We start from the raw sequence: 24,291 nt of genomic DNA on the forward strand, positions 1-24,291 counted from the left end.
GCTGGACATGAGAATAATTGTGACTGGTGCTAGTGGTCCTATAGGTGTTCCTCTCATTTATGAATGTATAAAGAGAAAAATAGAAGTGCTTGCAATTGTAAGAAAGCATTCTCCGAGGGTCAAGAACATTCCACAGAATTCATTAGTACAGGTGCGGGATTGTGGAATAGAAAATATATTCAGTCTCGAAAAAGAAGCTAAGGATAAGTATGATGCGATCATTCATTTAGCATGGACACACACGAAGGGAGAGGATAGGAAAAATTCTCTCTTACAGGTTAAAAACATAGAACTATCTTTGTCTGTTGCAGAATTTGCAAGGAAAATAGGTTGCGAGGTTTTTGTTGGTGCGGGGTCTCAATCAGAGTATGGAATATTGAATGGGATAGCATCGGAAGAAACGCCAGTAAATCCTTGGGAAGCATACGGAATGGCAAAACTTGCAAGTGGTCAGTTAATATTAAACCATTTGCATAATTATGGCATGAGGGCATGTTGGGTAAGGATTTTTTCAACTTATGGTCCTTTTGAGAATGAATATACATTTATCTCTTATTTGATCAGAACTTTAATGGAAGAGAATGTTCCAAATTTAACGCAAGGAATGCAAGTGTGGGATTATTTGTATATTGAAGATGCTGTGAATGCTTTGATTTTGCTTGCTACAGATAAAAATGCTGATGGAGTATATTGCTTAGGCGGTAGTAATCCGAGAAGTGTCAAAAAATATGTTGAAGCCATAAGAGATATTGTAAGACCGGGTTACGAATTGCCTTTTGGAAATATACCTTATGGTACAAGACAAAGTATGCATCTTGAGGCAGACATCACTAAAATAAAACATGATGTGGGATTCTATCCCCAAATAGATTTCGAAGAGGGTATAAAAAGATTATATCGATGGTATAAAGGAGAGTATTCTTTTTGAGGTGGAGGTATAAGTTATGGCATTAACTGGTAAGGAACAAGCATCAAGGAACTATTTGAAGGAAAGAAAGCCGAAAGTATTTGAAAAAGTGTCTCGGTTTACGGAAAAATATAAAAAAGGTGAGAGTATAGCATTGATACAACTGCAGTATAGGTATGGCTGCAATATGCTGTGTGAACACTGTTCAATCGAAGCATATCAGAAAAATGCAAAAGGTAAGAAGAGCCTTACTCCAAATGATGTAAAAAAACTTGCGGATCAAGCGGATGAAATGGGACTTGCAAGATTTGTTATTAGTGGAGGAGAACCTACAACTTTTCCGGATTTGGATGAATTAGTTGAGGCAATAGGACCTGACAGATTCTACATTAATTCTGATACTAACGGATATCTACTTGCCGAAAAAGTTCAACATATGAAAGACATTGGAATAGACAGAATCCAACTATCAATTGACAGCTTGAATCCAGAAGAACACGATAGCTTTAGGAAGAAGCCAGGAGCATGGCAGCATGCTATGGAAGGTATGGAAGAATGCCTTAAGATAGGAATGCCTTTATTCATACAGACGGTAGTAACCAGACAGAGACTGCATTCTACTGAATTTATTGATTTTGTAGAGTTTTTTAATAATAAGGGAATAACAGTTTTTATTACATTTGCAAAGCCGGTAGGTGCATATGAAGGTCAGTTTGACAGTATGATTGATGAGAAAGATCTGCAATATGAACGTGAACTGGAGAAGAAATATAAACTTTGTACTCATTTGACACCGGGATATGGGCTTAACATGGGGTGCATCGGTGTTAAGGATTTTATATCAGTCACGCAGTATGGTGATGTACAGCCCTGCCCGTATTTTCATTGCTCTATAGGAAACGTATTTGACACGCCATTGAAGGATATCATTCAAAATGGATTAAAGATTAAGTACTTTGGGGAGCATTATGATGAATGTTTCCTTGCCCAGGATGTTGAGTGGGTAAAAAAATATGTTGCAGCAAAAATATATGGAAAGCCGGTACCAGTTCCTTTTGAGGAAGTGTTTTCTGAAGATGACTGGACAAAAAATCCTTATTGGACGTTGCTCTAATATGATTTGGGCTTGCTTATTTTTCCCGATGCAATATATTTATTATGAGTATATGGCATCGGGAGTTTTGTGATAATCGAACTTTTTATGATTTTATCTGTGGGTATTAATTGAGATTTTTTATTTGACATAGGATTATCTAGTGGTTAATATGTTATATATTCAAATTTCGAATTAAGGAAAATCAGGGAGTATCGCCCACTTTTTTCAATTATTATTTTGGAACAGAATAAAAACCTTAGGATTGCTTACGTAATGTATAATAAATCTATTTTGATTATTTCTGCTTTTCTTTTTCCTTAATCGTTTTTTGAACAGAATGATTAAGGAGGACATAATATTGTCAAAAGAATTACATGTAACAATTAACCCTAAGTATAAGGACAGGTTGTTTTACAGGCTATTTGGAAGCAAGGAGCATCCGGAGTGGACACTTAGCCTTTATAATGCAATAAATAACTCTTCTTATACTGACGTGAATACGATTGAGTTTAATACACTTGAAGATGCTCTGTATCTGGGAATGAAGAATGACGTATCTTTCATAATTCAGGAATTTCTATGCGTTTTTGAACACCAATTATGTAAAGCTTTACATAACTGATGTTATGTGTAGGAACCACTTATGTAAAGTTTAGTACATTTATCTTGTTTTTTGTAGTGGTTCCCACACTTCATTTTTACATAATAATCTACGTTCTACTTGCAGAGATTATCAAGCCAATTCATTAAATCTGTATCAGAACTCCATTCAAGACTCATAGCCGGCGATTCTATGTGAATCTTTGCCTTGCTTAATGCCTCTTTTTGTGCATTCAGATCTGCTCTTGCATATATTTGAGTTGTCGTTATGTCTTTATGCCCAAGGATATCTTTTATATAAACTATACTTACACCGGCCTGCAACAGATGCATTGCCTTGCTATGGCGTAATGTATGTGGTGTTACTTTTGCTGGAAGATCATTACATTTAGGACGTGCCATATCAACATATTTCTTGAGAATATATGATATCCCGGCCCGTGTAAATTTTTCATCCCGATTAGAGCAGAACAAATAACCTGTTCCCGAAGTGTCACGAGTCTTTTCCGTTTCTTGCAGGTATTGCTTTAGGCAACTGACTGTATCGTCCATAAGCGGGACTCCCCTTTGCTTTGACCCTTTTCCGTTTAGTATAACTCTTGCAGGGGCATCAATACGAATATCTCTGAATCTTATATTCAGCAACTCACTAACCCTTGCACCAGTATCATAAAGAAGGCACATGATTAACCTATCCCTGCGTCCTTTTGGAACTGATATATCTGGCATTTCTAAAATGCGTTTCATATCATCAAACTGTATATAACAAAGAGCTGGTTGAGAAACTTTTTTCGCAGGTATTGCAAGAATTCTCTGAATTTCACAAATACACTCTGGCGAGCATATCTGAGAATATCGAAGAAAAGAGTTCAACGCTGCCATGCGCTGATTTCTGGTAGATGCTGCGCACCCTCGTATGTTTTCGAGCCAAGATAGAAATTTTTTTACCAAGTCTTCATCAATATCAGAAAACTGTATTTTATCAGGAGACATTCCCTCACATGTACTGCAGAATTCAAGAAAAAGCCGAAAGGCATCCCGATATGAAGTTATAGTATTTATACTGGCACCTTTGACATCTGGAAGGTAATGTGCCAGAAATTTCGATAGTTGCACCGCAAAATCAGTCTGCATTATATTTACCTCCTTCAATAAGATTTCCATACTTTTTTACAAGTGCAGATGTAACATAAGGGTATAATTCCGTGGTTAGTCTTAAGTATGACTGAGTTCCTCTTAAGTCCTTATGCCCTAAATATGCTGATAATACAGGTAACACGGATGTTATGTCTTCTCCATGCATGACAAACCGGCGGAGACTGTGAACTGCGAAAGTATGCCTGAAATCATGGACGCGTGGTCCGTATCCTTTTCCATGATGATGTATTCCAGCATCATACAAGATATTCATGAGCCAGTAGTGAACTGCCACGGAGTTATAAGGACGATTTTCGCTTTTGGAAATAAAGATACTATCAGAATTACTGCTATTATGTCTTGCTTTCATATATTGCTCTATATGTGTCGAAAGAGAGGTTGAAAAAGGCACATATCGAGATTTGTTAAACTTCGAATTCTCGATGTATAAGGTTCTGCTTTGCATATCCACATCTTCAAGCTTTAGATGTAGTAGTTCTGAAACGCGTAAACCGCATCCATAAAGAATTCTGAATGTAATGGGGACGGACAGGTGTAGGAATGGAGACGCTGATGTTGATTTATAATTATCAGCTGCCCTGAATATAGCTAAAATTTCCTGATCAGAAAAAATGTAGGGGACATAATCAGACTGTGTATGAGAAAGTTCAATGCGAAGACTTTCAGCTTGAACTCCGCGCTTTTGGAGAAAAGAGATTACTTTCTTTGTTGCATTCACGCGTTTAGCTTGTGTGTTGGCCTTTTCATACGATTTACGAGAAATCCATTCTTGCCAGAATTCATTCGTCAGAGCCATGCGCCCTTTGGTGTGATTATATATATACGTATCTAATCTCCTTAAAAATTGTTCCTCTCTTATACTGCCAGATTCAGACAATTCAAGCTTCCTAAGACTTAGATATTCATCAAGTTCTTGAGCGTAACAACTTTTAAATGCTTTGGATGATTCTAAAGAAATGATCATTCTGTCACCTCCGTTTCTAATGAACAACGACGAAGTTGAGCCATGTTGACCTGTAGATAATCAACAGTAGAGTTGATGTTTATGTGACCGAGTACTTCAGAGATTGTTTCGGCAGACGTGCCATTATTAAGCATTCTGGTTGCAAGAGAATGTCTAAGCGAGTGCATGCCATGCAATTGATTATTCTTATAATGGATTCCTGCGCGTTCAACATATTTCTGAAGACAAACATTAAAGCTGTTCATAGGAATAAATGGTGGCCTGGCCTGGAGAAAGACATTTGGATACTGCTTTATATTTGGACGACCATTTTTTAGATAGTCTATGATTGCCCATCCTGTCGCTTCATCAAAAGCTACTGTACAGGCATTACCGGTCTTTTTTTGTATGAAATGAATCTCTTTAGAATGCCAATCTATGTCTGAAAGTAATAAGCCTAAAACATCACTTGTTCGCATTCCGTTATTGATTACGAGCAAAAGAATAGCAAAATCACGCTTTCCAGCGGGAGTATCTCGATTCACCGATTCAAGAACTCTGCGGCATTCATCCTCGCTCCATATCTTTGGAAGGTATCTTCTGTTAACAAAGTGCACCTTTGGAAGGCCTTCTTTTGATAAAGTGTTGTTTATGCCTGATTGTGCTAGAAAATCTATAAATACCTTTAATGCGTACATAGATGCGGCAGCACTTTTCTTTGAATAACCCATTTGAACAGTTGAAAATGCTAAAAGATCTTGCATGGTCATTTCAGAAAAGCTCTGACATTTACGTTGGGCGAGAAAATCTGAAAGCTGTTCAAGCACAAAACGATTTCTTTCAGAAGTACCTTTAGCAAGGCCTTTGCTTATTAGATAGTCGCAGAAGGAATTTATGACATCATTGTATTCTTTGGCGATTGTTCTCTTTCGCAGACGATGGTTAAGAATAACACCATACACTTCCAAATCACGAAGCATGTTAAAATATCGTAATACTTCATGGAGCCTTTTCTTGCCATTTGAAGAGGCTACTTCATGCTTCGATAGGTATTCCTCAATGAACATATCTGCGCAGCCATCAAAAGATGCATCCTGACATTGAGACATTAAGCAAAAAGCTTGGAAATTTGTACTTATCCTCCGATACGTAACAAGTGAGCTATCAGAATAACCCAATTCTTTCAAAAAAGCAAAAAGATTTTCTGAAGCCTGAGCAACATTTGATAATTCCATAAGCACCTCACTTTCTGAAACGAGTTGAATATAGTTCCAGTTATAAGTATGATGGAATTATGCAAAGAAAAAAAGCGGAGATTGTGCAGAAAAAGTGCACAAGATAAAGACCTTTTACATAAGTGGTTCCTGCACATAACATCAGTCGACGTACAATCCAAACATGCCATTTAGGATGATGCAGTATGTGGGAGACGTTTATGAAGGGTATGTGGCAAAAAATAAACTGAATAAGTATGGCTCAAAGCTTATAAAATTTCCCACTCCAAAGCTTTTTGTGTTTTATAATGGAAGTACAGAGAAAGAGGACCGTCAGGTTTTGAAATTAAGTGATTCATTTGATGAAGATAGTTGCAGTGATACAGATATAGAAGTTAAAGTCACAATGCTTAATATTAACTTCGGTAGGAACCATGAAATAATGGAAGTATGTAAACCATTAGCAGAATATTCATGGTTTGTAAATAAAGTGAGAGAATTCAGGATAGATAACAATACTATAGAGAAGGCTGTAGAAATGGCAATCGATTCTATGCCTGGAGATTGGTCAATTAAGACATTTCTACAGGAAAATCGCGCGGAGGTTAAAGGAATAATGAATAACGAATTTAATGAAGCGGAAGTAATTGAAATGTTTAAGCGTGATGCCAAGGAAGAAGGGCATGAGGAAGGAAAAAAAGAAGGAAAAAAAGAAGGTACTGAAGAAGCCAATAAAATGTATATTTGGCTAAGAAATAATGATCGTATGGATGAAATGTTCAAGGCAATGGAAGATCAAAAGGTTTTTGACACTCTAATGAGCGAGTATAAAGAATTTGAAAATAATGTAAATAAATCAGATTTGCGATAATGTAGCAAATCATTAGGAAACATAAAATGTGGGGGTTGGTGATGCGTGTTGCTGATTATGTAATGAAGTTTCTTGAAAAAAATGATGTTAAACATATATTTATGCTTAGTGGTGGCGGAATAATGTATCTGGTGGATGCGCTGGGAAGAAGTAATATAGATTATGTATGTTGCCATCATGAGCAGGCTGCTGCTATAGCTGCTCAAGGCTACGGGATGTACAATGATGGATTGGGAGTATGCCTTGTTACAACCGGTCCTGGAGGAACAAATGCACTTACTGCAGCTGGTGCAGCTTTCGTAGATTCGACACCTATGATATTTATATCAGGACAAGTTAAAAGAGCAGATTTTGCTTCACTTAGAGGTGTTAGGCAGTTTGGCGCGCAGGAAAATGATATTATTTCTATGGCAAAGCCTGTCACAAAATATGCAGTAACAGTTATGGAGGCTTCGGATATCAGATATCACCTGGAAAGGGCTTATTATGAGGCAACAACCGGAAGAAAAGGACCGGTTTGGATTGATATCCCATTAGATATACAGAACGAGGATATAGAACCTGATGAGCTAAAGCAATATGCGATAGAGTCAGATTCCGGATACATTACAATAGAGCAATTGGATGGCATAACTGAGAGTTTTGTAAGTGATTTAAAAAGAGCAAAGAGACCTTTGTTTATTCTGGGGCATGGATGCACTTCTAAGGTAGCAAGTAAATTGTTTGAAGAAATAAACGATAAAATGCGGATCCCTGTAGTGACTACATGGCGCGCGCTTTTTTTGATGGATGATGATGATCCGTTATTTTTTGGTAGTCCCGGTCTCCAGGCTAGAAGATATTCTAATTTGATCACACAGGCTGCAGACTTCGTATGTGTTTTGGGCAGCAGGCTCGACAATATGATTACTGCTTTTAGCGAGGAACATTTTGCTTTCAGGGCGAAAAAATATATAGTCGATATTGATGAGAATGAAATCAGGAAGTTGAACATGCCACAGAAGGTTGAAGTTTGTTGCATGGTAGAAGATTTCCTTAATTTATTATGCACAAAAATAGGTCAGGTTGACTCAAATGAATTCGAGGATTGGAGAGTTTTTTGTAAGAAAATAAAAAACAAGTATCCACTTGAAAATGAGAAACAGCCTGTTAGCAGCACAGGTGTTGACCTCTATAAACTTACATTTGCGGTATCAGAAAAATGCAATAGTGATGATACCATTGTTATATCTTCCACCAGCAGATGTAACACAGCAGGTCATATCGCGTTCAAGCACAAAAAAGGTCAAAGGACAATATCTTCAATGGGGTTTGGCTCAATGGGATTTGCGCTTCCTTCTGTTGTTGGAGCATATTATGCTTCGGGAAATGGCAGGGTTATTATGTTTGAAGGCGATGGAAGCTTGCAGCTAAACATTCAGGAACTTCAGACTATAGTGCATAACGGAATAAATGCAAAAATGTTTATCTTTCACAATGAAGGCTATGCTGCTATTTCAACTATGCAAGATAGGAATTTTGATGGCTTCCATGTGGGGTGTGATGCGGATAGTGGTGTTACAATGCCTGATTTAGCTAAAGTTGCAGATGCTTATGGAATCCAATATTATCGCATAGAAAGAAATGAGGAAATTAGTTCTATTGTTGATAAGGCTATGAATACAGAAGGGGCAGTAATATGCGAATTTGTAGGTTCAATATTGTTTGACGAGATTCCTAAATGTATTTCCAGCTTAGATGAGAATGGCAACAGAATTTCAGCTCTTTTGGAGAATCCGTATCCATTTTTGCCGAAGGAAGAGTTAGATAGGATATATGCTGAGATGCAACATGAAGCTACAGTAGTATCTGATATAAAGAAACAAACTTGCTAATATTGATAATTATAATCTTAAAGATAAACGGATATTGGAAGTGGGTGCCGGGAGCGGTGAGTTTATGTCATTCATGCAGGCCGCAGGTGGAGATGTCATTGGACTTGAACATAACCATGAATCTGTGGAGAATGCCAAAAAAATGGATTTATAGTAGAGGAAGGGTTCCCGGAAGGTTATCTTGACAATATCCAAAAGAATTCTCCAAGTGATGTACTTGATACAATCGCAAGAGTAATAGCAGTAGTTCTTCGTAAGCAGAACGTCCCGGAAAACGAAATCTGGGAAATGGTAGATCAGATCAAGGAGAGAAAAAGTATGGGACTTTGGGATGATTGGGAAGGTTTTGACGTACAAGCAGAGAGAAATATTGGACGAATGCAGGGAAGAGAAGAAGGAAGAGAAGAAGGGAAAGAACAACTTCTTGTGGAAAAAATATCAAAGAAATACTCTGATGGTAAAGATGCAGAGACAATTGCAGATGAGCTCGACGAACCATCAGAATATGTGAAAAGAGTTATTAATGCCATTAAGGAAGTGGGATCTGCTGATGACGTATATTTGATCATTGAGAAGATGAAAACTGTAAAAGCATAAGATTTTCGTGAAGGTTTCCCAAGTTTATGAGGGTCAGTCTTGAAGGACTGGCTCTTTTTATTTGACGAACGTCAAATAAAATGCTAATTTGTTCGTAGGAGGAAATCTTCTATGGATGAAAAAGTAATTGTAAATAAGAAGGATTACACATATTTAAACTGGTCTCATGTAAGGAGTTCCAGTGGAACTACCGGTACTTTTCTTAAAGCAGAAGAAACTATAGACGGGAGAAAGAGATATTATAAGCTTTCACTATTTGATAGTGAAAAAGGAATTATTGGTCATGAATGTGTAAATGAGATTATTGTAGATAGGCTTCTTACAATTCTCGGAGTAGAGCATTTGGAATATAAACTAATTCATGGTGATGTTGATATAGATGGCAAAGCTTACGATACATGGTTTTGCGTTTCGACTGATTTTAAAGAAAAGGGTGAGTCAAAATCTGCATTAGATGATTATTATCAGATACAAGCAGAAGATGGAATCAGCAGATATGACTTTTGCATGGAAAATGGATGGGGAAAATATATAGATACAATGCTTGCCGTTGATTTCCTTATATTAAATCGAGACAGGCATGGAGCAAATATTGAAATTCTAAGAGATTCGAAAAAACGCACATTACGAATAGCACCGTTTTTTGATCATGGTTTATCTCTTCTTTATTCGTGTTTATCAGAAGCAGAGATAAAAGATTTTGATGTTATGAAAGATATTCCCTGTCACAATTTCATAGGAAGCAGATCCACATTAGAGAATTTGGCACTGATCAAAGATAAGAAAAAGGTATTTGATAAGCAGCTGGTAAAAGCAGATAAGAAAAAGCTATTTGCTGATCTTGACGGAGTCATTACAAAAGCACATATGGATAAAATATGGGACATGATATATTCAAGGTGGTGTTACTATGAAAGTCTATGAAATCTTTGATGAATATATTAGTCGAACAAAAGAGATAGGATTTCTATTATATTATGAGAAAGCTGATGCTTTTGTTATAGAGCTACGGCATGGGCTGACGGAGTGGGAGGCCCCTCTTTTGTTTACATATTATGTAAAAAAAGGTATATATACTATTCCCAAAGAAGCTGCAGCATTATGGGTAAAGGAGCGCGTACTTCCTTGCGGGCGCCAAAATCTGGGGATGATTTTAAGAACTCATAAACTTGCAGAATATAATGAGGCTAAGATACTTGCTCTTGGAAAAGGCAGATCATCTCAGGATGAATGTTATATAAAAGAAATAAAAGAAGACAAACTTCCTGATTGGGTTAAACAAAGGCAAAAAACAAATATTAAAGAGTGCTTTTTGTCAGGAAAAGACAGAATAGTATGTATATGTGAAGATGGTGGTGTTTTTGCAGGTAAGGTGTCTGATTTAATTACATTTAATAGTAAGATCAGATCCGTTATTGACAATGAACGGTTACTTTCTACGCTTAGAGCTGATGCCGGAGGATATGGAATTGTATTCAACGATAGTATTACAGTAGATAAAACATCCTTATTATCTGTATTAAAGAAATTGGATGTTACTGCTGATGATTTCTATTCTTTTGCCGGGAATAATGTTTTAAGTACAAAAGAAGCTTGTCTGTTATTTGAATGTACAAGGCAGAATCTTGCATATATGATCAAAACAGATGCCCTTCATCCTATAAAAACAGGTGGAAATGAAAATCTATTTTTAAAGGGTGATGTGGATAGAAAACGAATGGAATAAATAATTCAAAAAAAACGAAAAGCGAAGATGCGCATAAATACTGCGTTTCTTCGCTTTTTTATATGACGAACGGATAAAATGAAATAAAATTTCAAAAAAAATTTCAAAAAGGGGTTAAGTAAATAAAAAACCGAACGATATATAGAGTGTAAAACAAAAAAACATCGTCAAGGATGATCGATGTGGGAGCGCACTCAACTTAATAAGTAACTATTATTTTGAAACAAAGAATCAAGCAGCAGGCTCAGACTCTAAGGATAAGAGGGAGAGACTGCACCCACATGGAGGTATAATATGGTTATCCAGCATAATATGACGGCGATGAACTCTAATAGAATGCTTGGCATTACTACAGGAATGCAGGCAAAGTCTTCAGAAAAACTTTCCTCAGGTTATAAAATTAACAGAGCAGCAGATGATGCAGCAGGCTTATCGATCAGTGAGAAAATGCGTAAGCAGATGAGAGGCTTGGACAGAGCATCAACAAACGCTGATGATGGTGTAAGCGCTGTACAGACAGCTGAAGGTGCACTTACAGAAGTACACGATATGCTTCAGAGAATGAATGAGCTTGCAGTTCAGGCAGCTAACGGAACAAACAGTAAGACAGACCGTGATGCTATCCAGAACGAAATAACTCAGCTTACAACCGAAATTGACAGAGTTGCAGAGACAACAAAGTTTAACGAGACCTACCTTCTTAGAGGAGGCACCGGAAACTATAATAAATATATGAATACACATGATGCAGGTCTCGCCGGAACAATAGCAGACCTGGGAGATTACGGAACATTTACCTGCTACCTTAAGACGAGTGATGACATAAAGATAGCGGGTAAGATGTACCATATGTATGATAAAACTTCAGATACCATCGGCAAAATCCAGGGTGATATCTCTGATGCACTTACCGCAGGATCATCTGTAGTAATTAACGGAACAACTTATGTTAAAGCTCTTAGCACATACGATAGTACAACAAGTGTATTTAAGGTTGGTGACCAGGAGTACTCTCTTGAGGAGTTACAGGCTATGGTAGTTGACGGTGCTCAGGTTCGAACACCTACTACACAGAGCACCAGAGTTGCAGTTGATGCTAATCTTGACAAGAACATTCTTGTATCGACAGCACTTAGAAAGATTGATGATGCTCTTAAACAGGCAAATCTTATAGGTGTAGACAGTAATAAGGTTAACATGGTAAAGGTATCCTGCAGAGACTTTAATGGTACTCCGATATCAGGTGCAACTAACGGAGAAGCTAAGTATACATTCTCAATCTGCAAGGGCACAGCAAGAGTGCCTAAGGACTTAGGACTTCAGCTTCACGTAGGATCTGATGCAGACATGACTAACAAGATTCTCATGGACGTACAGGTAATGAATGCCGCTAACCTGGGAATCCAGAACCTGACAGTAACAGATAGCCTTGGAATTGCTGCAACCTACGCAATTGATGCTATCGAAGATGCTCTTAAGACAGTATCAGATCAGAGATCTGAACTCGGTGCTATCCAGAACAGATTAGAGCATACGATCAAGAACCTGGATAACGTAGTAGAAAATACAACAGCAGCTGAGAGTAGACTACGTGATACAGATATGGCCGAAGAGATGGTTACATACAGCAAGAACAACATTCTTGCACAGGCAGGCCAGTCAATGCTTGCACAGGCAAATCAGAGTACACAGGGTGTTATGTCACTACTCCAGGGCTAATAAATATAAAGCTTTATTCAAGATCAATCAAGGCGCCTTTCGAAAGAAGGGCGCCTTTTCATGTTGTTTATTGTTTTTTTATACATAATAATCGAAATAACGATTATAATAAAAGACAAGAATATATCTGTGTTTTTTGAGGGGGATTTATGAAAGTTGTTCTTTTAGCAGGTGGTCAGGGTACCAGATTCTCAGAAGAGTCTGGATATAAACCAAAGCCGATGATAGAGATTGGCGGAATGCCGATCATATGGCATATCATGAAGTATTATTCATACTATGGCTTCAATGAGTTTGTTATATGTGCGGGCTATAAACAGCACATAATAAAGAAGTGGTTTGGAGATTATTTCTTATATACGTCAGATGTAACTTATGACCTGGCTGATACCTACAGCATAGAATTTCATGACATTCGAACTGAGCCCTGGAAGGTTACTGTAGTTGATACCGGCCTTAATACCATGACAGGTGGAAGACTTAAGCGAATTCAGAAATATATAGGCGATAATCCTTTTATGCTGACCTATGGCGATGGAGTATGTGATGTTGATATAAGGCGCCTGCTTGAGTTTCATAAGCAGCATGGGAAAATCGCGACACTTACTTCTGTGCTTCTCGATCAGGAAAAGGGAATACTTGATATCGCTGAAAATAACTCAGTCAGAGCATTCAGAGAAAAAAGGGTTGCAGATTCCATGCCGATAAATGCAGGGTATATGGTTCTTCAACCGGAGGTGTTCAGGCTGATAGAGGGTGACAACACAGTATTTGAAAAAGATGTGCTGGAGAGACTTGCCGGTATAGGAGAACTTATGTCATATTCTCATAAGGGATTTTGGCAGTGCATGGATAATAAAAGAGAGCATGACGTTTTGGAAGAACTAGTGGCCAAAGGCAGTGCTCCCTGGATGATCTGGGAAAATAAAAATTAATATTTTTCTGCATAATTTGCATAATTATACTTCCGTAACCCGTAAAAATGTGATATTATACAGAACAAGAAACAAGGGCGTTTCATGATATTCATGGATGCCCTTTTGCTGTATATTGGTTCGGAGTTGGAAAGTGAGGAAAAATGGAAAACTTTTTGTCGATCGTTGAAAAAGGAAACAGTGCTGTTAACAGTTTCGTGTGGGGATTGCCGATGCTGATCCTACTTGTGGGAACAGGGATTTTGATGACTTGTCTCACTAAGTTTTTCCAGATTACGCATTTTAGGCACTGGGTACAGAATACTATAGGCGGAATATTTAGTAATAAGCATATTACTGCGCATACCGAAAAAGAAGATACGCAGATATCCCAGTTTCAGAGTCTGTGCACAGCTCTTGCTGCTACGATCGGAACCGGTAATATTGCCGGTGTGGCAGCAGCGATCGCGGCAGGTGGCCCCGGAGCGATTTTCTGGATGTGGGTTGTCGCCTTTTTCGGAATGATGACTAATTTTTCAGAGAATGTACTTGGTATATACTATCGCAGACGTAATGAGAGAAACGAGTGGTGCGGCGGAGCAATGTACTACCTGCGAGATGGTTTTGGTTCGAAGAAGGGATGCAAAACAATAGGTGCTGTTCTTGCGGCATTATTTAGTGTGTTCTGCATTCTCGCTTCATTTGGAATCGGAAACATGGGACAGATCAACTCAATAGCGGTAAATATGAGTACAGTATTTGGAATACCTAATGTCGTTACTGGAATGCTTCTTATGATCCTTGCGGGTCTGATAATCGTGGGAGGTCTTAAGAGAATAGCTACAGTAGCGGAGAGACTTGTGCCGTTCATGGCTATTTTGTATATTTTGGGAGCCGGTGTAGTTTGCGCTGTTAATTACAAAATGATCGGACCTGTATTTGTTTCGATATTCAAAGGTGCATTTGGAATGCGAGCTGTAGGAGGTGGAATTGTAGGAAGCGGAATAGCTATGGCTGTTCAATGGGGAATGAAGAGAGGCGTGTTCTCCAACGAGGCAGGTCTTGGCTCATCCGTTATGGTTCATTCGAGTTCTAATGTCAGAGAACCTGTTATTCAGGGAATGTGGGGCATTTTTGAGGTGTTTACCGACACAATGCTCGTATGTACTATTACAGCGGTAGCCGTATTATCAAGTGGTCTTGTCGATCTTGATACAGGCGTTGTCATCTCTGATCAGGTATCCACCGCACTTGTAGCAGAAGCTTTCTCAACTGTATATGGACGATTTGGATCTGCATTTATTGCTATAGCAATTCTCTTTTTCGCATTTTCAACAGTCCTTAGCTGGAGCCAGTATGGCAGTAAGGGATTTGAGTATCTCTTTGGTAGAAAGAATATGAAGTTCTATAAGATAGTCTTTGTTGTATTCATAGTATTTGGTGCAACAATGGATCTGACTCTTGCATGGGATCTTTCAGATACTTTCAACGGACTCATGGCTATTCCCAACCTGATAGGTGTGGTTTCACTTAGCGGAACAGTTATGAAGATCACATCCAATTATGTAGACAGAAAATTCCGAGGGAAAAATGTTAAGCCGATGCTATCTGCTATAGACGAGATCCAGATACTCCACATGAATGAGATTTCCAATTATGAAGAGAAGGAGGCCTGACCTCCCAATATGTGGAAAGTTTCAGTTAAAGATATATAAAAAAACGATAAACCGAAGCAAGAGTAGATGTTTTAATGATAAAATAGCAACAAAGGCATATAAAATCGGGCATCTGAAAATATTTATTTTTGCTTCGGAGGATATACGGTGAAGGTTTTTCTGAAGAAATCAAACTATGACAGCCTGTTACGCGCATTCTTTACCATTTTATGTATTGCGCTTAACTTTGTGCTGTCATTTATTGCGTATAGAACCGGTTTCCCGATTTTTTTTGATACAGCAGGTACGATCGCAGCAGCGACTATTGGCGGCATTTTCCCGGGAATAATGACCGCTGTCATGTCCAACGTCTTTGGCGCGATCTTTAATCACGAGACTATATATTTTGGCTTTATCAATGCTTTTATTGCAATGTTTACCGCCTGGTATGCAAGAGAACGTTCATTTAAAAGCTTTAAAGCTGTTACTAAGTATGTACTTATTACCGGAATAAGTGCAGGACTTATAAGTGGTCTTCTTCAATGGGGAGCATTTGGAAAGCCTCAGCTTGCGGCTGTGGTTTCATTTATCGATGTTGTTTCCGGTGCTACAGGAATCAATGAAGTAATTGCTTTCCTGAGTCTCAATATTCTTCTTAATCTGGTTGATAAAATTCTCTGTTTTTTCATAGCTATGCTTATTAGGCATATCCTCCCTGAAAATATCGCAATAAGAATAAAAAACAGTGGCTGGAAGCAGCATCCATTGTCCGTAGATGAAGCCAAAAATCTGAAATCTGTCAGTGGAAATCTGAAAAAAAGTGTTAAAGCAAGAATGGTCTTTATGCTTCTTGGATGTTCGCTTGCACTGACTTTTATCATGTGTTGTGTCGGAATTAATCTGTATTATGAGAGATACAAGGAAGAAAAGGCAGAAAATGCAAGGCATGCGGCAGAATTCGCTGCTTCTGTTGTTGATGCTGACATGATAGATGAATATATACAATACGGCGAAGATGCTAGGGGATACAAAGAAACAGAAGACATGCTCACAAAAATCCGTGATAACGCACAAGGAGTGAAGTATCTATATGTCGTTCAGGTAAGAAATGAGGGCTATTACTGGGCATTTGATCTTGATACGGATGATGAAGAGGGCTATAGTCCGGGGCTTTTTACCGAGTTGGAAGAGGAGTTTGAACCCTACAGGGATAAGCTCCTTGCAGGAGAAGAGATAGATACTGTAGAAAAAAACAGTGTTTATGGATGGGTCCTTACTGCTTACTATCCAATAAGAGATGCTAACGGAATATGCAGAGCATATGCGGGAGCTGATGTTTCACTTACGTATATGACAGGTTATATGTGGGATTTCCTGCTTCGCGTTATTTTTATAATGGCGGGATTTTTCATATTGATCCTGGCATATGGTCTGTGGGTAGCAGGGACTAATTTGGTTTACCCGATAAACAGTATTGAGAAGAGCGTAGAAATGTTTATTGAAGCAGGAGATGACCAGCGAAAACTTGATGATGCGGTTCGTAAAATGCGTTCAATTGACGTACGCACCGGTGATGAGGTTGAAAAATTATATCGCATAGTGTGTGAAATGGCCATGGAACAAACCGAGAAGATAAGAAGTGTCAGAAGACTCTCGGATGAAACCCTGAAGATGCAGGAAGGTCTTATCATTACTATGGCGGACCTTGTTGAAAACAGGGATTCAGATACGGGAGCACATGTTCAGAAGACTTCTGAGTATGTGCGGATAATAATCGAAGGACTAAAGAGAAAGGGCTATTATGCTGAAAAGATAAGTCCTAAGTTTGCTTCTGATGTTATTACCAGTGCACCTCTTCACGATATCGGAAAAATAAATATTTCTGACAAGATTCTTAACAAACCCGGTAAATTGACACCTGAGGAATACGAGATAATAAAAACTCATACAGTTATAGGTAGAAACATAATTGAAAAAGCTATCAACACCGTACAGGGTGAAAACTACCTAAAAGAGGCCAGAAATATGGCTGCCTACCATCATGAAAGATGGGATGGAAAGGGCTATCCTGATGGCCTGCATGGAGAAGTCATTCCTCTGTCTGCAAGAATAATGGCTGTTGCAGATGTTTTTGATGCGCTTTCTTCCAAGAGAGTGTATAAACCTGCGCTTTCCGTTGAGGAAGCACTCTCGCTTATCAGAGAAGGTGCCGGAACGCAGTTTGATCCAAAATGCGTAGAAGTGTTTGTTGAGTCGGTTCCGGAAATAAAAGTGGTTATCGGCAAGTATAATCGTGGCAGAAATGTTTGATGGAGGACGGCTTTGAGAAACAGATTTAAGATAATTAAATATCAGGCTCTGCTGCTGGCCTTCCTGTGTCTGCTATTTTCGGGTGTGCACGCGGGCTTTGTTTCATATGCGCAAAACCAGACTGCGGATGAGATAGAAGAAAACAAAAACGAGTATACAGCATTTGGTGGAGGCTATGCGGCAACAGGCCAGATCAAAAATGTAGGGTACACAGCTGAAATATATGATGCATCAAATGGTCTGCCCACATCGGATGCGATGTTTTTGCTTGGGGCAAGTGATGGTTATGTATGGATCGGAGGCTATAGCGGAGTATTTAAATATGACGGATCGATCTTTGAGAAATATGATACTTCAAGTGGACTTACAAGTGCCAGAGCATTTTTTGAAGACAGCGAGGGCAGAATATGGGTTGGAACCAATGATGATGGTATTGTTGTGGTAGATGGAGAAGAGACTATACACATCACTGAAGCGGAAGGCCTTCCTTCATCTTCCATTCGCATTTTTGAGGAAGATAATGACGGGAATGTTTTTGTGGGAACTACATCAGGTGTATGTTATATCGACAAAAACATGGTAGTCCATGCAGTTGATAATGAGAGAATAAACAAGTCAAGAGTTCTTAAACTTGATAAGGATGCTGCCGGAAGAATATTTGGGCAGACTTCCGGAGGAGCTATTTTTGCAATAGACAACTGCCAGATCACGGAAATATACGAAAGCAGGAATCTTAGAATGGATACCATAACTACTATTATGGCTGATCCTGAGATTCCTGGGAAAATATATTTAGGAACAGAGGATAGCTCTGTATATTATGGAAAATTTGGTGATGATGCTCTCCATATGATGAATATAAATGTGGAGCCACTTACAAGCATTCACTGGATAAGCTATGACTGCGGAAGAGTATGGGTTGCATCAACAAGCAAAGTCGGATACATAAACGAAAATAAGCGTTTTAGTCAGCTATATAACACTCCGCTTGATAGCGGGATAGAGATGATGACATCGGATTATCAGGGAAATATGTGGTTTGCGTCATCAACCCGGGGAGTTATGAAGCTTGTAGCCAACAATTTTCTTGATCTTAGTTATACAGTTGGCCTTCCCGAGGAAACGGTAAATGCTACATTTGAATACAATGACAGATTGTATATTGGAACTGACACCGGTCTTAGGATCATTGGGAAAAACGGAAGAAGAATAGAGGATGATCTGACAAAATATATTGGAGAAGCCAGAGTCAGGTGTTTTGCTGAGGATAATTCCGGGAATCTATGGGTGGGAACCTTTACTCACGATAAGGGACTTGTATGCCAGTGGGAAGATGGAAATGTTACTTCTTATACAACATATAACAATATTCCAAGTGACCAGATAAGATGCCTGTATAAAGCTACTAACGGAGACATCATAGCTGGTACAAACGGTGGTATTGCAATTATCAGAGACAGGATAGTTATAAAATCTCTAGGCGCCGGTAACGGCATAAAAAATCCTGTTATCCACTCAATAACTGAGATGGATGACGGAGTAATTCTTGCAGGTTCTGACGGAGATGGAATATATGCGATAGATGGTGATGTCATACGCAAAATAGACAAGACGACAGGTCTTAAAAGTGATGTGATCATAAAACTGAGAAAAGACGAAGTAAGGGATATGGTATGGATCATCACTTCGAATTCAATAGAGTATTTAAAGGGAGGTGTGCTTACCAATATTTCTTCGTTCCCTAATACCAATAATTATGACATTTTCTTTGATGAAAAAGACAATGCGTGGATTACTTCATCTTACGGCCTCTACATGATAAATGCAGAAGAACTGGTCAATGATAATATCACAGACTATAGGCTCTACAATATGGCAAATGGACTGCCTTATTCAATAACCGGCAACTCTGACGGTGCATGCGATAATGATGGTAATATCTATGTCCCCGGAAGAAATGGTGTGATCAAGGTAAATATCAGGAACTATTATGAGCAAAGCGAAAAAGTCCTCGTAAAAGTAGGCAGTATTTACTGTGATGATACTAAGATCACATGTGATGAAAAAGGTGTATATCGTATACCTGCTTCAAGTAACAGAGTACAGATAGCAGCTGCTGTAATGGATTATACTTTGATAAATCCGATGGTTAATATGTATCTTGAAGGAGGGCCCGATCAAGGGATATCCATGCACAGAAGCGAACTGACTCAGCTTGAGTATACAGGCCTTCATTACGGCAACTATACGCTTCATATTCAGATCCTTGACAATGCTACCAAGGAAATTTTGCAGGATGAAGCATTCTCTATATATAAAGTCCCAAGAATCCGTGAGTTGTTTGTGGTCAGACTTCTTACGTTTGTAATCGTGTTACTGGTAGGTGGTTTTATAGTATGGAGAGTTATGGGTCTTACTGTAATAAAGAGACAGTATGATGAGATCAGACAGGCAAAAGAAGATGCAGAGAGGGCTAATTCTGCCAAGTCGAGATTCCTTGCAAATATCTCACATGAGATACGTACGCCCATAAATACCATTATGGGTATGAATGAAATGATAATGCGTGAAGACCATACAAATGTGCCAAAGGGATACTTCCTCTCTGTGATCAATTATTCATTTGATATAAGAAATGCTTCCGAGTCGCTTCTTGGTCTTATCAATGACCTTCTTGATATTTCCAAGATTGAATCAGGCAAAATGCACCTTGTTGAGCAGGAGTATGACTCGCAGGACATGGTGCGCTCTATAGTGTCTATGATCAGGACCAGAAGTACTGAAAAAGGTTTGACCTTTGATGTTGTAGTTGATGAACTTTTGCCAAAGAAAATGTATGGCGATGTCGGAAAAATTAAGCAGATTGTACTGAACCTTCTTACCAATGCTCTAAAGTATACGAGTCTTGGCGGTTTTTCGCTGTGCATATCAATGGATGAAAGGCAGGATGATACAGCAAGTCTTAGATTTTCTGTAAAAGATACCGGAATGGGCGTAAAAGAAGAGGACATGGAAAAACTCTTTACAGCATACGAGAGACTTGATGAAGAGAAAAATAGTGCAATACAGGGAACAGGTCTGGGACTCGATATATCAAGAAGATTTGCGCTACTTATGGGCGGAAAATTATGGTGTGAGAGTGTATACGGCCAAGGATCTGAATTTATACTGACCCTTAATCAGAAAATTGTAGATGCATCTCCTATAGGTGTATTTATTGAGCATGATAAAGAAGTTGCAGCAGGACCGTATGTGCCTAAGTTTATCGCGCCTGATGCTGACATTCTGGTTGTAGATGACAACCCGATGAACCTCAATGTCATAAAGGGACTTTTAAAAGCAACCAAAGTTTTTGTTACAACCTCAGATAGTGGCGCAGATGCCATCGATAAAATTAAAGATAATCATTTTGATGTTGTACTTCTTGACCATATGATGCCGGGACTTGATGGCGTGGAAACTCTCCAGATAATAAGGGAGATAAAGCCGGATCTTCCTGTCTATGCGCTGACTGCTAACGCGGTGGCAGGAGAAGAGTTCTACAAGTCAAAAGGCTTTAACGGCTATCTCTCTAAACCGATCGATGTAAATACGTTAGAGAGAACTATAATGCAACATATTCCGGAGTCAATGATGGAGAAGCCGGAGGACATAGAAGCTGTAGAGGAGATAACAGAGATTCCTGAAAATATGAAGTGGATCTATGATGTGGAGAGTATCTCTGTCGAAGACGGAATCAAAAATTCCGGCGGTGTGTCCGGATTCTTGTTCTCGTTAGACCTCTTCTATGACACGATAGATGAAAATACCAAAGTCATAAAAGATGCCTACAACGAAGGAAATATCAGACTCTATACTATCAAAGTGCATGCTCTTAAGAGCTCAGCAAGGATCATTGGAGATGCGCACTTGTCAGAACTGTGCGCAAAACTTGAAGATGCAGGCAATAAGCAAGATATGACATATATAGATGCTAACACCGAGATAATGCTATCCGAGTATGCAGCGTATAAGGAAAAACTTGCCGGAATCAAACAAGAAGAATCAGATGCTGATAAAGACCTGATCCCAGAAGATGAGCTTATGGATGCATACAATGTGCTTTCAGAACTTGTTCCGCAGATGGATTATGATTCTATAGAAATGGTGCTTGATAATATATCGCAGTATAAACTCCCGGAGGATGATGCTGCAATATTTGATCAGTTGCCTAAACTCCTGAAAAAACTTGACTATGATGCAATGGAAACACTGATTAAGGACAAAATTGCAAGGAGCTGACAAGGAATGTTTGATTTTATCAGAACTTACCAATTGGATATTATGCTTGGGCTTTCCGCAGCTTGTATTTCTTTTGCGATATTGCTGTTTTTTACGCAGTTTCTTGGAAAGCGAAGAAAGATAATACTTATCTGTATGGAGTTCATTGCAACTTTGCTGCTTTTTTCGGACAGAATGGCATATTTGTATTCCGGAGACACAAGCAGGAAGGCATATATTATGGTGCGTGTAAGTAATTTCTTTGTATTCTTACTTACCTCTGCGATCGTCTTTACGTTTGATGTTTATCTTATTGATCTTGTCACAGATGGAGGAAAAACCACTTATGTGCCTTACAGACTTTACATTGTAGCAGCTGCAGCTATAGTGGGCATGCTTCTTGTTGTGCTCTCACAGTTTACAGGCACTTTTTATTACTTTGATGAGAATAATGTCTACCATAGAGGTCCGGGATTTCTGATCAGTTATCTGATACCCATAATAGGACCTTTTGTCCAGTATTCTGTCATAAGAGAGAACAAAAAGAAATTCAGTAAGCTGACATATATATCACTTGTTCTTTATATTTTTGTGCCTATTATCGCAGCTATAATCCAGGTATTTGCTTATGGATTATCAATTGTAAATATGGCGATGGTCCTTGTATCTATTTCCCTATACGTGTTTACATATCTCGATATAAATAAAGATGTAGTGAGAGCTCACCAGATTGAAGTTGGTGAATTAAAAGAGGGTGAGCAGCGCATGAAAAGGCTTTTTGATCAGACTACTACTGCATTTGTAATGGCTATTGAGAAGAAGGATGTCTTTGCAAGGGGGCATTCCGAGAGAGTTGCCAATATTGCCAGAAGAATTGCCGAGATGGCCGGAAAAGATCCGGATAAATGTGAAGAAGTGTATTATGCTGCGCTTCTCCATGATGTGGGAACGATAGGGATTTCTGATTACATTCTTGATAAGAAGGAGGACCTTACTGAGGAAGAAACTGCAGAGCTTAGGAGAAAGCCTGTAATAAGTGCGGAGATAGTTGCGGGAATATCTGAGTACCCATATCTTATGGACGGAGTTTTGTTCAGCCATGAGAGATATGACGGATCCGGCTATCCAAAGGGATTAAAAGGCAAGGAAATACCGGAAATAGCAAGGATCATCGGAATTGCAGATGCTTATGACTACAAGATGACTCCAAAAAGATACAGAGAAGCACTTCCTTATCCGATAGTCAGGGAAGAATTTGTGGAGTCGGCAGGTACTGTATTTGACCCTGAATTTGCGGACATGATGATACATATAATGGATCAGGATAATGCCGGAAAAGAGGATGAAGAGTATCATCTTGAAAAAGAGCTTTTGTGCGGCAACTATAAGAGCGCTGTATCAACCGGCATTCTGCTATCAGAGAATTTCACCAAGATCAGGTTTTATTGCGAGAAGATTAAAGTGCCGGAAGGAAAGTTTTCCGCTCCGTCGATCATACTTTTTGATTCATATAATAAGCACTTTCATAATCATCCAAAGGCTATCGACGCATATAAATATCATGAATATGGTGAGCTATGGTTTGATGGGCATTATAACTCTACAAAGGCTAGGAACATGGAAGTTGTATTTAGCAGAAACAATCCGGATTCCAGAGAATTTTCAGAGGGAATCTATGAGATATGTGCTGCCAAATATTCAGATCATGTAACTATCCAAATGACCTGCTCTGCGGGAAAAGTGGAGGCCACTGTAGCCATCGGTGATGTATCAAAAGAGGTTTATATAGGCATTACAGGTGAAAACTGCTTTATCCAGAACATAGAAGTGCTTACTACGGAAGAGAAGCTGTGTGATGGAGATTTTAAGAGAATCTCTCATGTCATTAGCTACATTGACAGGATTGAGTCCGATCTTCCGAATATTCAGATCAACAAAACCCGCTCAGAGTACACAAAAGGAATAAAGCTTGAGGATGATCTAAGGCTTTATTTCCACTATATGAGCCTGCCGTCGGCTACGCTTGTCTGGCATTGTGCTTATATTGTCATCTTCTATTCTGAGAACGGCATGGTAAACGGACCCGGATATACAGAGTATGCGCTTATTAAATTAAACGGCGAGATATCAGGAGAGGAAGATAAGGCTGAGAATAAATTTACAATGAAGCGTAACAGCAGATTCCTGGGATGGGAAAAATGGAAGATGCAGGTAAAGGAAGGGGATGAGTGCGAAGTCGCCTTCTATAAACGCGGAAAGAAAATCTCAACTGTAACAGAAAATCTTGGAATAGAAATAGACAACACCACTACTATTTTTGATGAGCCCTCTGAAGTATATGTTGCACTGACAGGGGATGAAGTTGCTATAACAGATATAAGAGTAATGCATTAAAAACAAACTATATGGTATAATCCTGCTCGTGAGTATATTTTTTGCGGAAGGAA

General features: G+C 38.8%; 17 protein-coding genes. 14 read left to right on the forward strand and 3 right to left on the reverse strand.

From position 1 onward, the window contains the following. Positions 1 to 7: 7 nt before the first annotated feature. From T543_RS08610 to T543_RS08620, 3 genes are all read left to right on the forward strand, one after another. Positions 8 to 928, forward strand: coding sequence for an NAD-dependent epimerase/dehydratase family protein (locus tag T543_RS08610; RefSeq protein ID WP_035767611.1), 921 nt, complete (start codon positions 8 to 10; stop codon positions 926 to 928). Between the two features lie 16 nt (positions 929 to 944). Continuing rightward, positions 945 to 2,021, forward strand: coding sequence for a radical SAM/SPASM domain-containing protein (locus T543_RS08615; protein ID WP_035767612.1), 1,077 nt, complete (start codon positions 945 to 947; stop codon positions 2,019 to 2,021). Between the two features lie 340 nt (positions 2,022 to 2,361). Next, positions 2,362 to 2,625 (forward strand): hypothetical protein, encoded by a 264-nt coding sequence (locus T543_RS08620; RefSeq protein WP_035767613.1) that lies wholly within the window; start codon positions 2,362 to 2,364, stop codon positions 2,623 to 2,625. Positions 2,626 to 2,720: 95 nt separating this feature from the next. Here the strand turns inward: T543_RS08620 and T543_RS08625 are convergent, their stop codons facing one another. Genes T543_RS08625 through T543_RS08635 form a run of 3 tightly spaced genes read right to left on the reverse strand, consistent with a single transcriptional unit; the run spans position 2,721 to position 5,939 of the window. Next, positions 2,721 to 3,737, reverse strand: coding sequence for a tyrosine-type recombinase/integrase (locus T543_RS08625; RefSeq protein ID WP_035767614.1), 1,017 nt, complete (start codon positions 3,735 to 3,737; stop codon positions 2,721 to 2,723). Next, a complete protein-coding gene (locus T543_RS08630; RefSeq protein WP_051638647.1) occupies positions 3,727 to 4,725 on the reverse strand; it encodes a tyrosine-type recombinase/integrase in 999 nt (332 codons plus the stop codon). The genes T543_RS08625 and T543_RS08630 overlap by 11 nt, the downstream gene beginning before the upstream one ends. Then, positions 4,722 to 5,939, reverse strand: coding sequence for a site-specific integrase (locus T543_RS08635; protein ID WP_035767615.1), 1,218 nt, complete (start codon positions 5,937 to 5,939; stop codon positions 4,722 to 4,724). Before T543_RS08635 ends, T543_RS08630 begins: the two co-directional genes overlap by 4 nt. A 187-nt stretch (positions 5,940 to 6,126) precedes the next feature. On the opposite strand from T543_RS08635, the gene T543_RS08640 reads away from it, so the two are divergent. The 11 genes from T543_RS08640 to T543_RS08690 all read left to right on the forward strand — a co-directional run bounded on the left by T543_RS08640 (position 6,127) and on the right by T543_RS08690 (position 24,238). Beyond that, positions 6,127 to 6,789 (forward strand): hypothetical protein, encoded by a 663-nt coding sequence (locus tag T543_RS08640; protein WP_051638648.1) that lies wholly within the window; start codon positions 6,127 to 6,129, stop codon positions 6,787 to 6,789. A 41-nt stretch (positions 6,790 to 6,830) separates the two neighbouring features. Further along, the gene (locus T543_RS08645) at positions 6,831 to 8,663 is read left to right on the forward strand and encodes a thiamine pyrophosphate-binding protein (protein ID WP_051638649.1); all 1,833 of its coding nucleotides are present in this window, start codon (positions 6,831 to 6,833) and stop codon (positions 8,661 to 8,663) included. Positions 8,664 to 8,981: 318 nt separating this feature from the next. After that, on the forward strand, positions 8,982 to 9,260 hold the full coding sequence (locus tag T543_RS08650; RefSeq protein WP_035767616.1) for a hypothetical protein: 279 nt from the start codon (positions 8,982 to 8,984) through the stop codon (positions 9,258 to 9,260). Positions 9,261 to 9,371: 111 nt separating this feature from the next. Further along, positions 9,372 to 10,184, forward strand: coding sequence for a HipA domain-containing protein (locus T543_RS08655; RefSeq protein ID WP_035767618.1), 813 nt, complete (start codon positions 9,372 to 9,374; stop codon positions 10,182 to 10,184). Further along, positions 10,171 to 10,986 carry a hypothetical protein gene (locus tag T543_RS08660; protein ID WP_035767620.1) on the forward strand — a complete coding sequence of 272 codons (816 nt, stop codon included), beginning with the start codon at positions 10,171 to 10,173 and terminating at the stop codon, positions 10,984 to 10,986. The genes T543_RS08655 and T543_RS08660 overlap by 14 nt, the downstream gene beginning before the upstream one ends. A gap of 294 nt (positions 10,987 to 11,280) precedes the next feature. Further along, positions 11,281 to 12,705 carry a flagellin N-terminal helical domain-containing protein gene (locus T543_RS08665; RefSeq protein WP_035767622.1) on the forward strand — a complete coding sequence of 475 codons (1,425 nt, stop codon included), beginning with the start codon at positions 11,281 to 11,283 and terminating at the stop codon, positions 12,703 to 12,705. Positions 12,706 to 12,854: 149 nt separating this feature from the next. After that, positions 12,855 to 13,640 carry a glucose-1-phosphate cytidylyltransferase gene (rfbF, locus tag T543_RS08670; RefSeq protein ID WP_035767624.1) on the forward strand — a complete coding sequence of 262 codons (786 nt, stop codon included), beginning with the start codon at positions 12,855 to 12,857 and terminating at the stop codon, positions 13,638 to 13,640. A gap of 143 nt (positions 13,641 to 13,783) precedes the next feature. Next, complete coding sequence (locus T543_RS08675) at positions 13,784 to 15,295, forward strand: alanine/glycine:cation symporter family protein (protein WP_035767625.1); 1,512 nt, start codon at positions 13,784 to 13,786, stop codon at positions 15,293 to 15,295. Between the two features lie 147 nt (positions 15,296 to 15,442). Continuing rightward, positions 15,443 to 17,584 (forward strand): HD domain-containing phosphohydrolase, encoded by a 2,142-nt coding sequence (locus T543_RS08680; RefSeq protein ID WP_035767627.1) that lies wholly within the window; start codon positions 15,443 to 15,445, stop codon positions 17,582 to 17,584. A 12-nt stretch (positions 17,585 to 17,596) separates the two neighbouring features. Further along, a complete protein-coding gene (locus T543_RS08685) occupies positions 17,597 to 21,865 on the forward strand; it encodes a hybrid sensor histidine kinase/response regulator (RefSeq protein ID WP_035767628.1) in 4,269 nt (1,422 codons plus the stop codon). Between the two features lie 6 nt (positions 21,866 to 21,871). Beyond that, complete coding sequence (locus tag T543_RS08690) at positions 21,872 to 24,238, forward strand: HD-GYP domain-containing protein (protein ID WP_035767629.1); 2,367 nt, start codon at positions 21,872 to 21,874, stop codon at positions 24,236 to 24,238. The last annotated feature ends 53 nt before the right edge of the window (positions 24,239 to 24,291 follow it).

Origin of the sequence: Butyrivibrio sp. NC2002 (assembly GCF_000702265.1) — a bacterium.
In the GTDB taxonomy this organism is placed as follows: domain Bacteria; phylum Bacillota; class Clostridia; order Lachnospirales; family Lachnospiraceae; genus Butyrivibrio.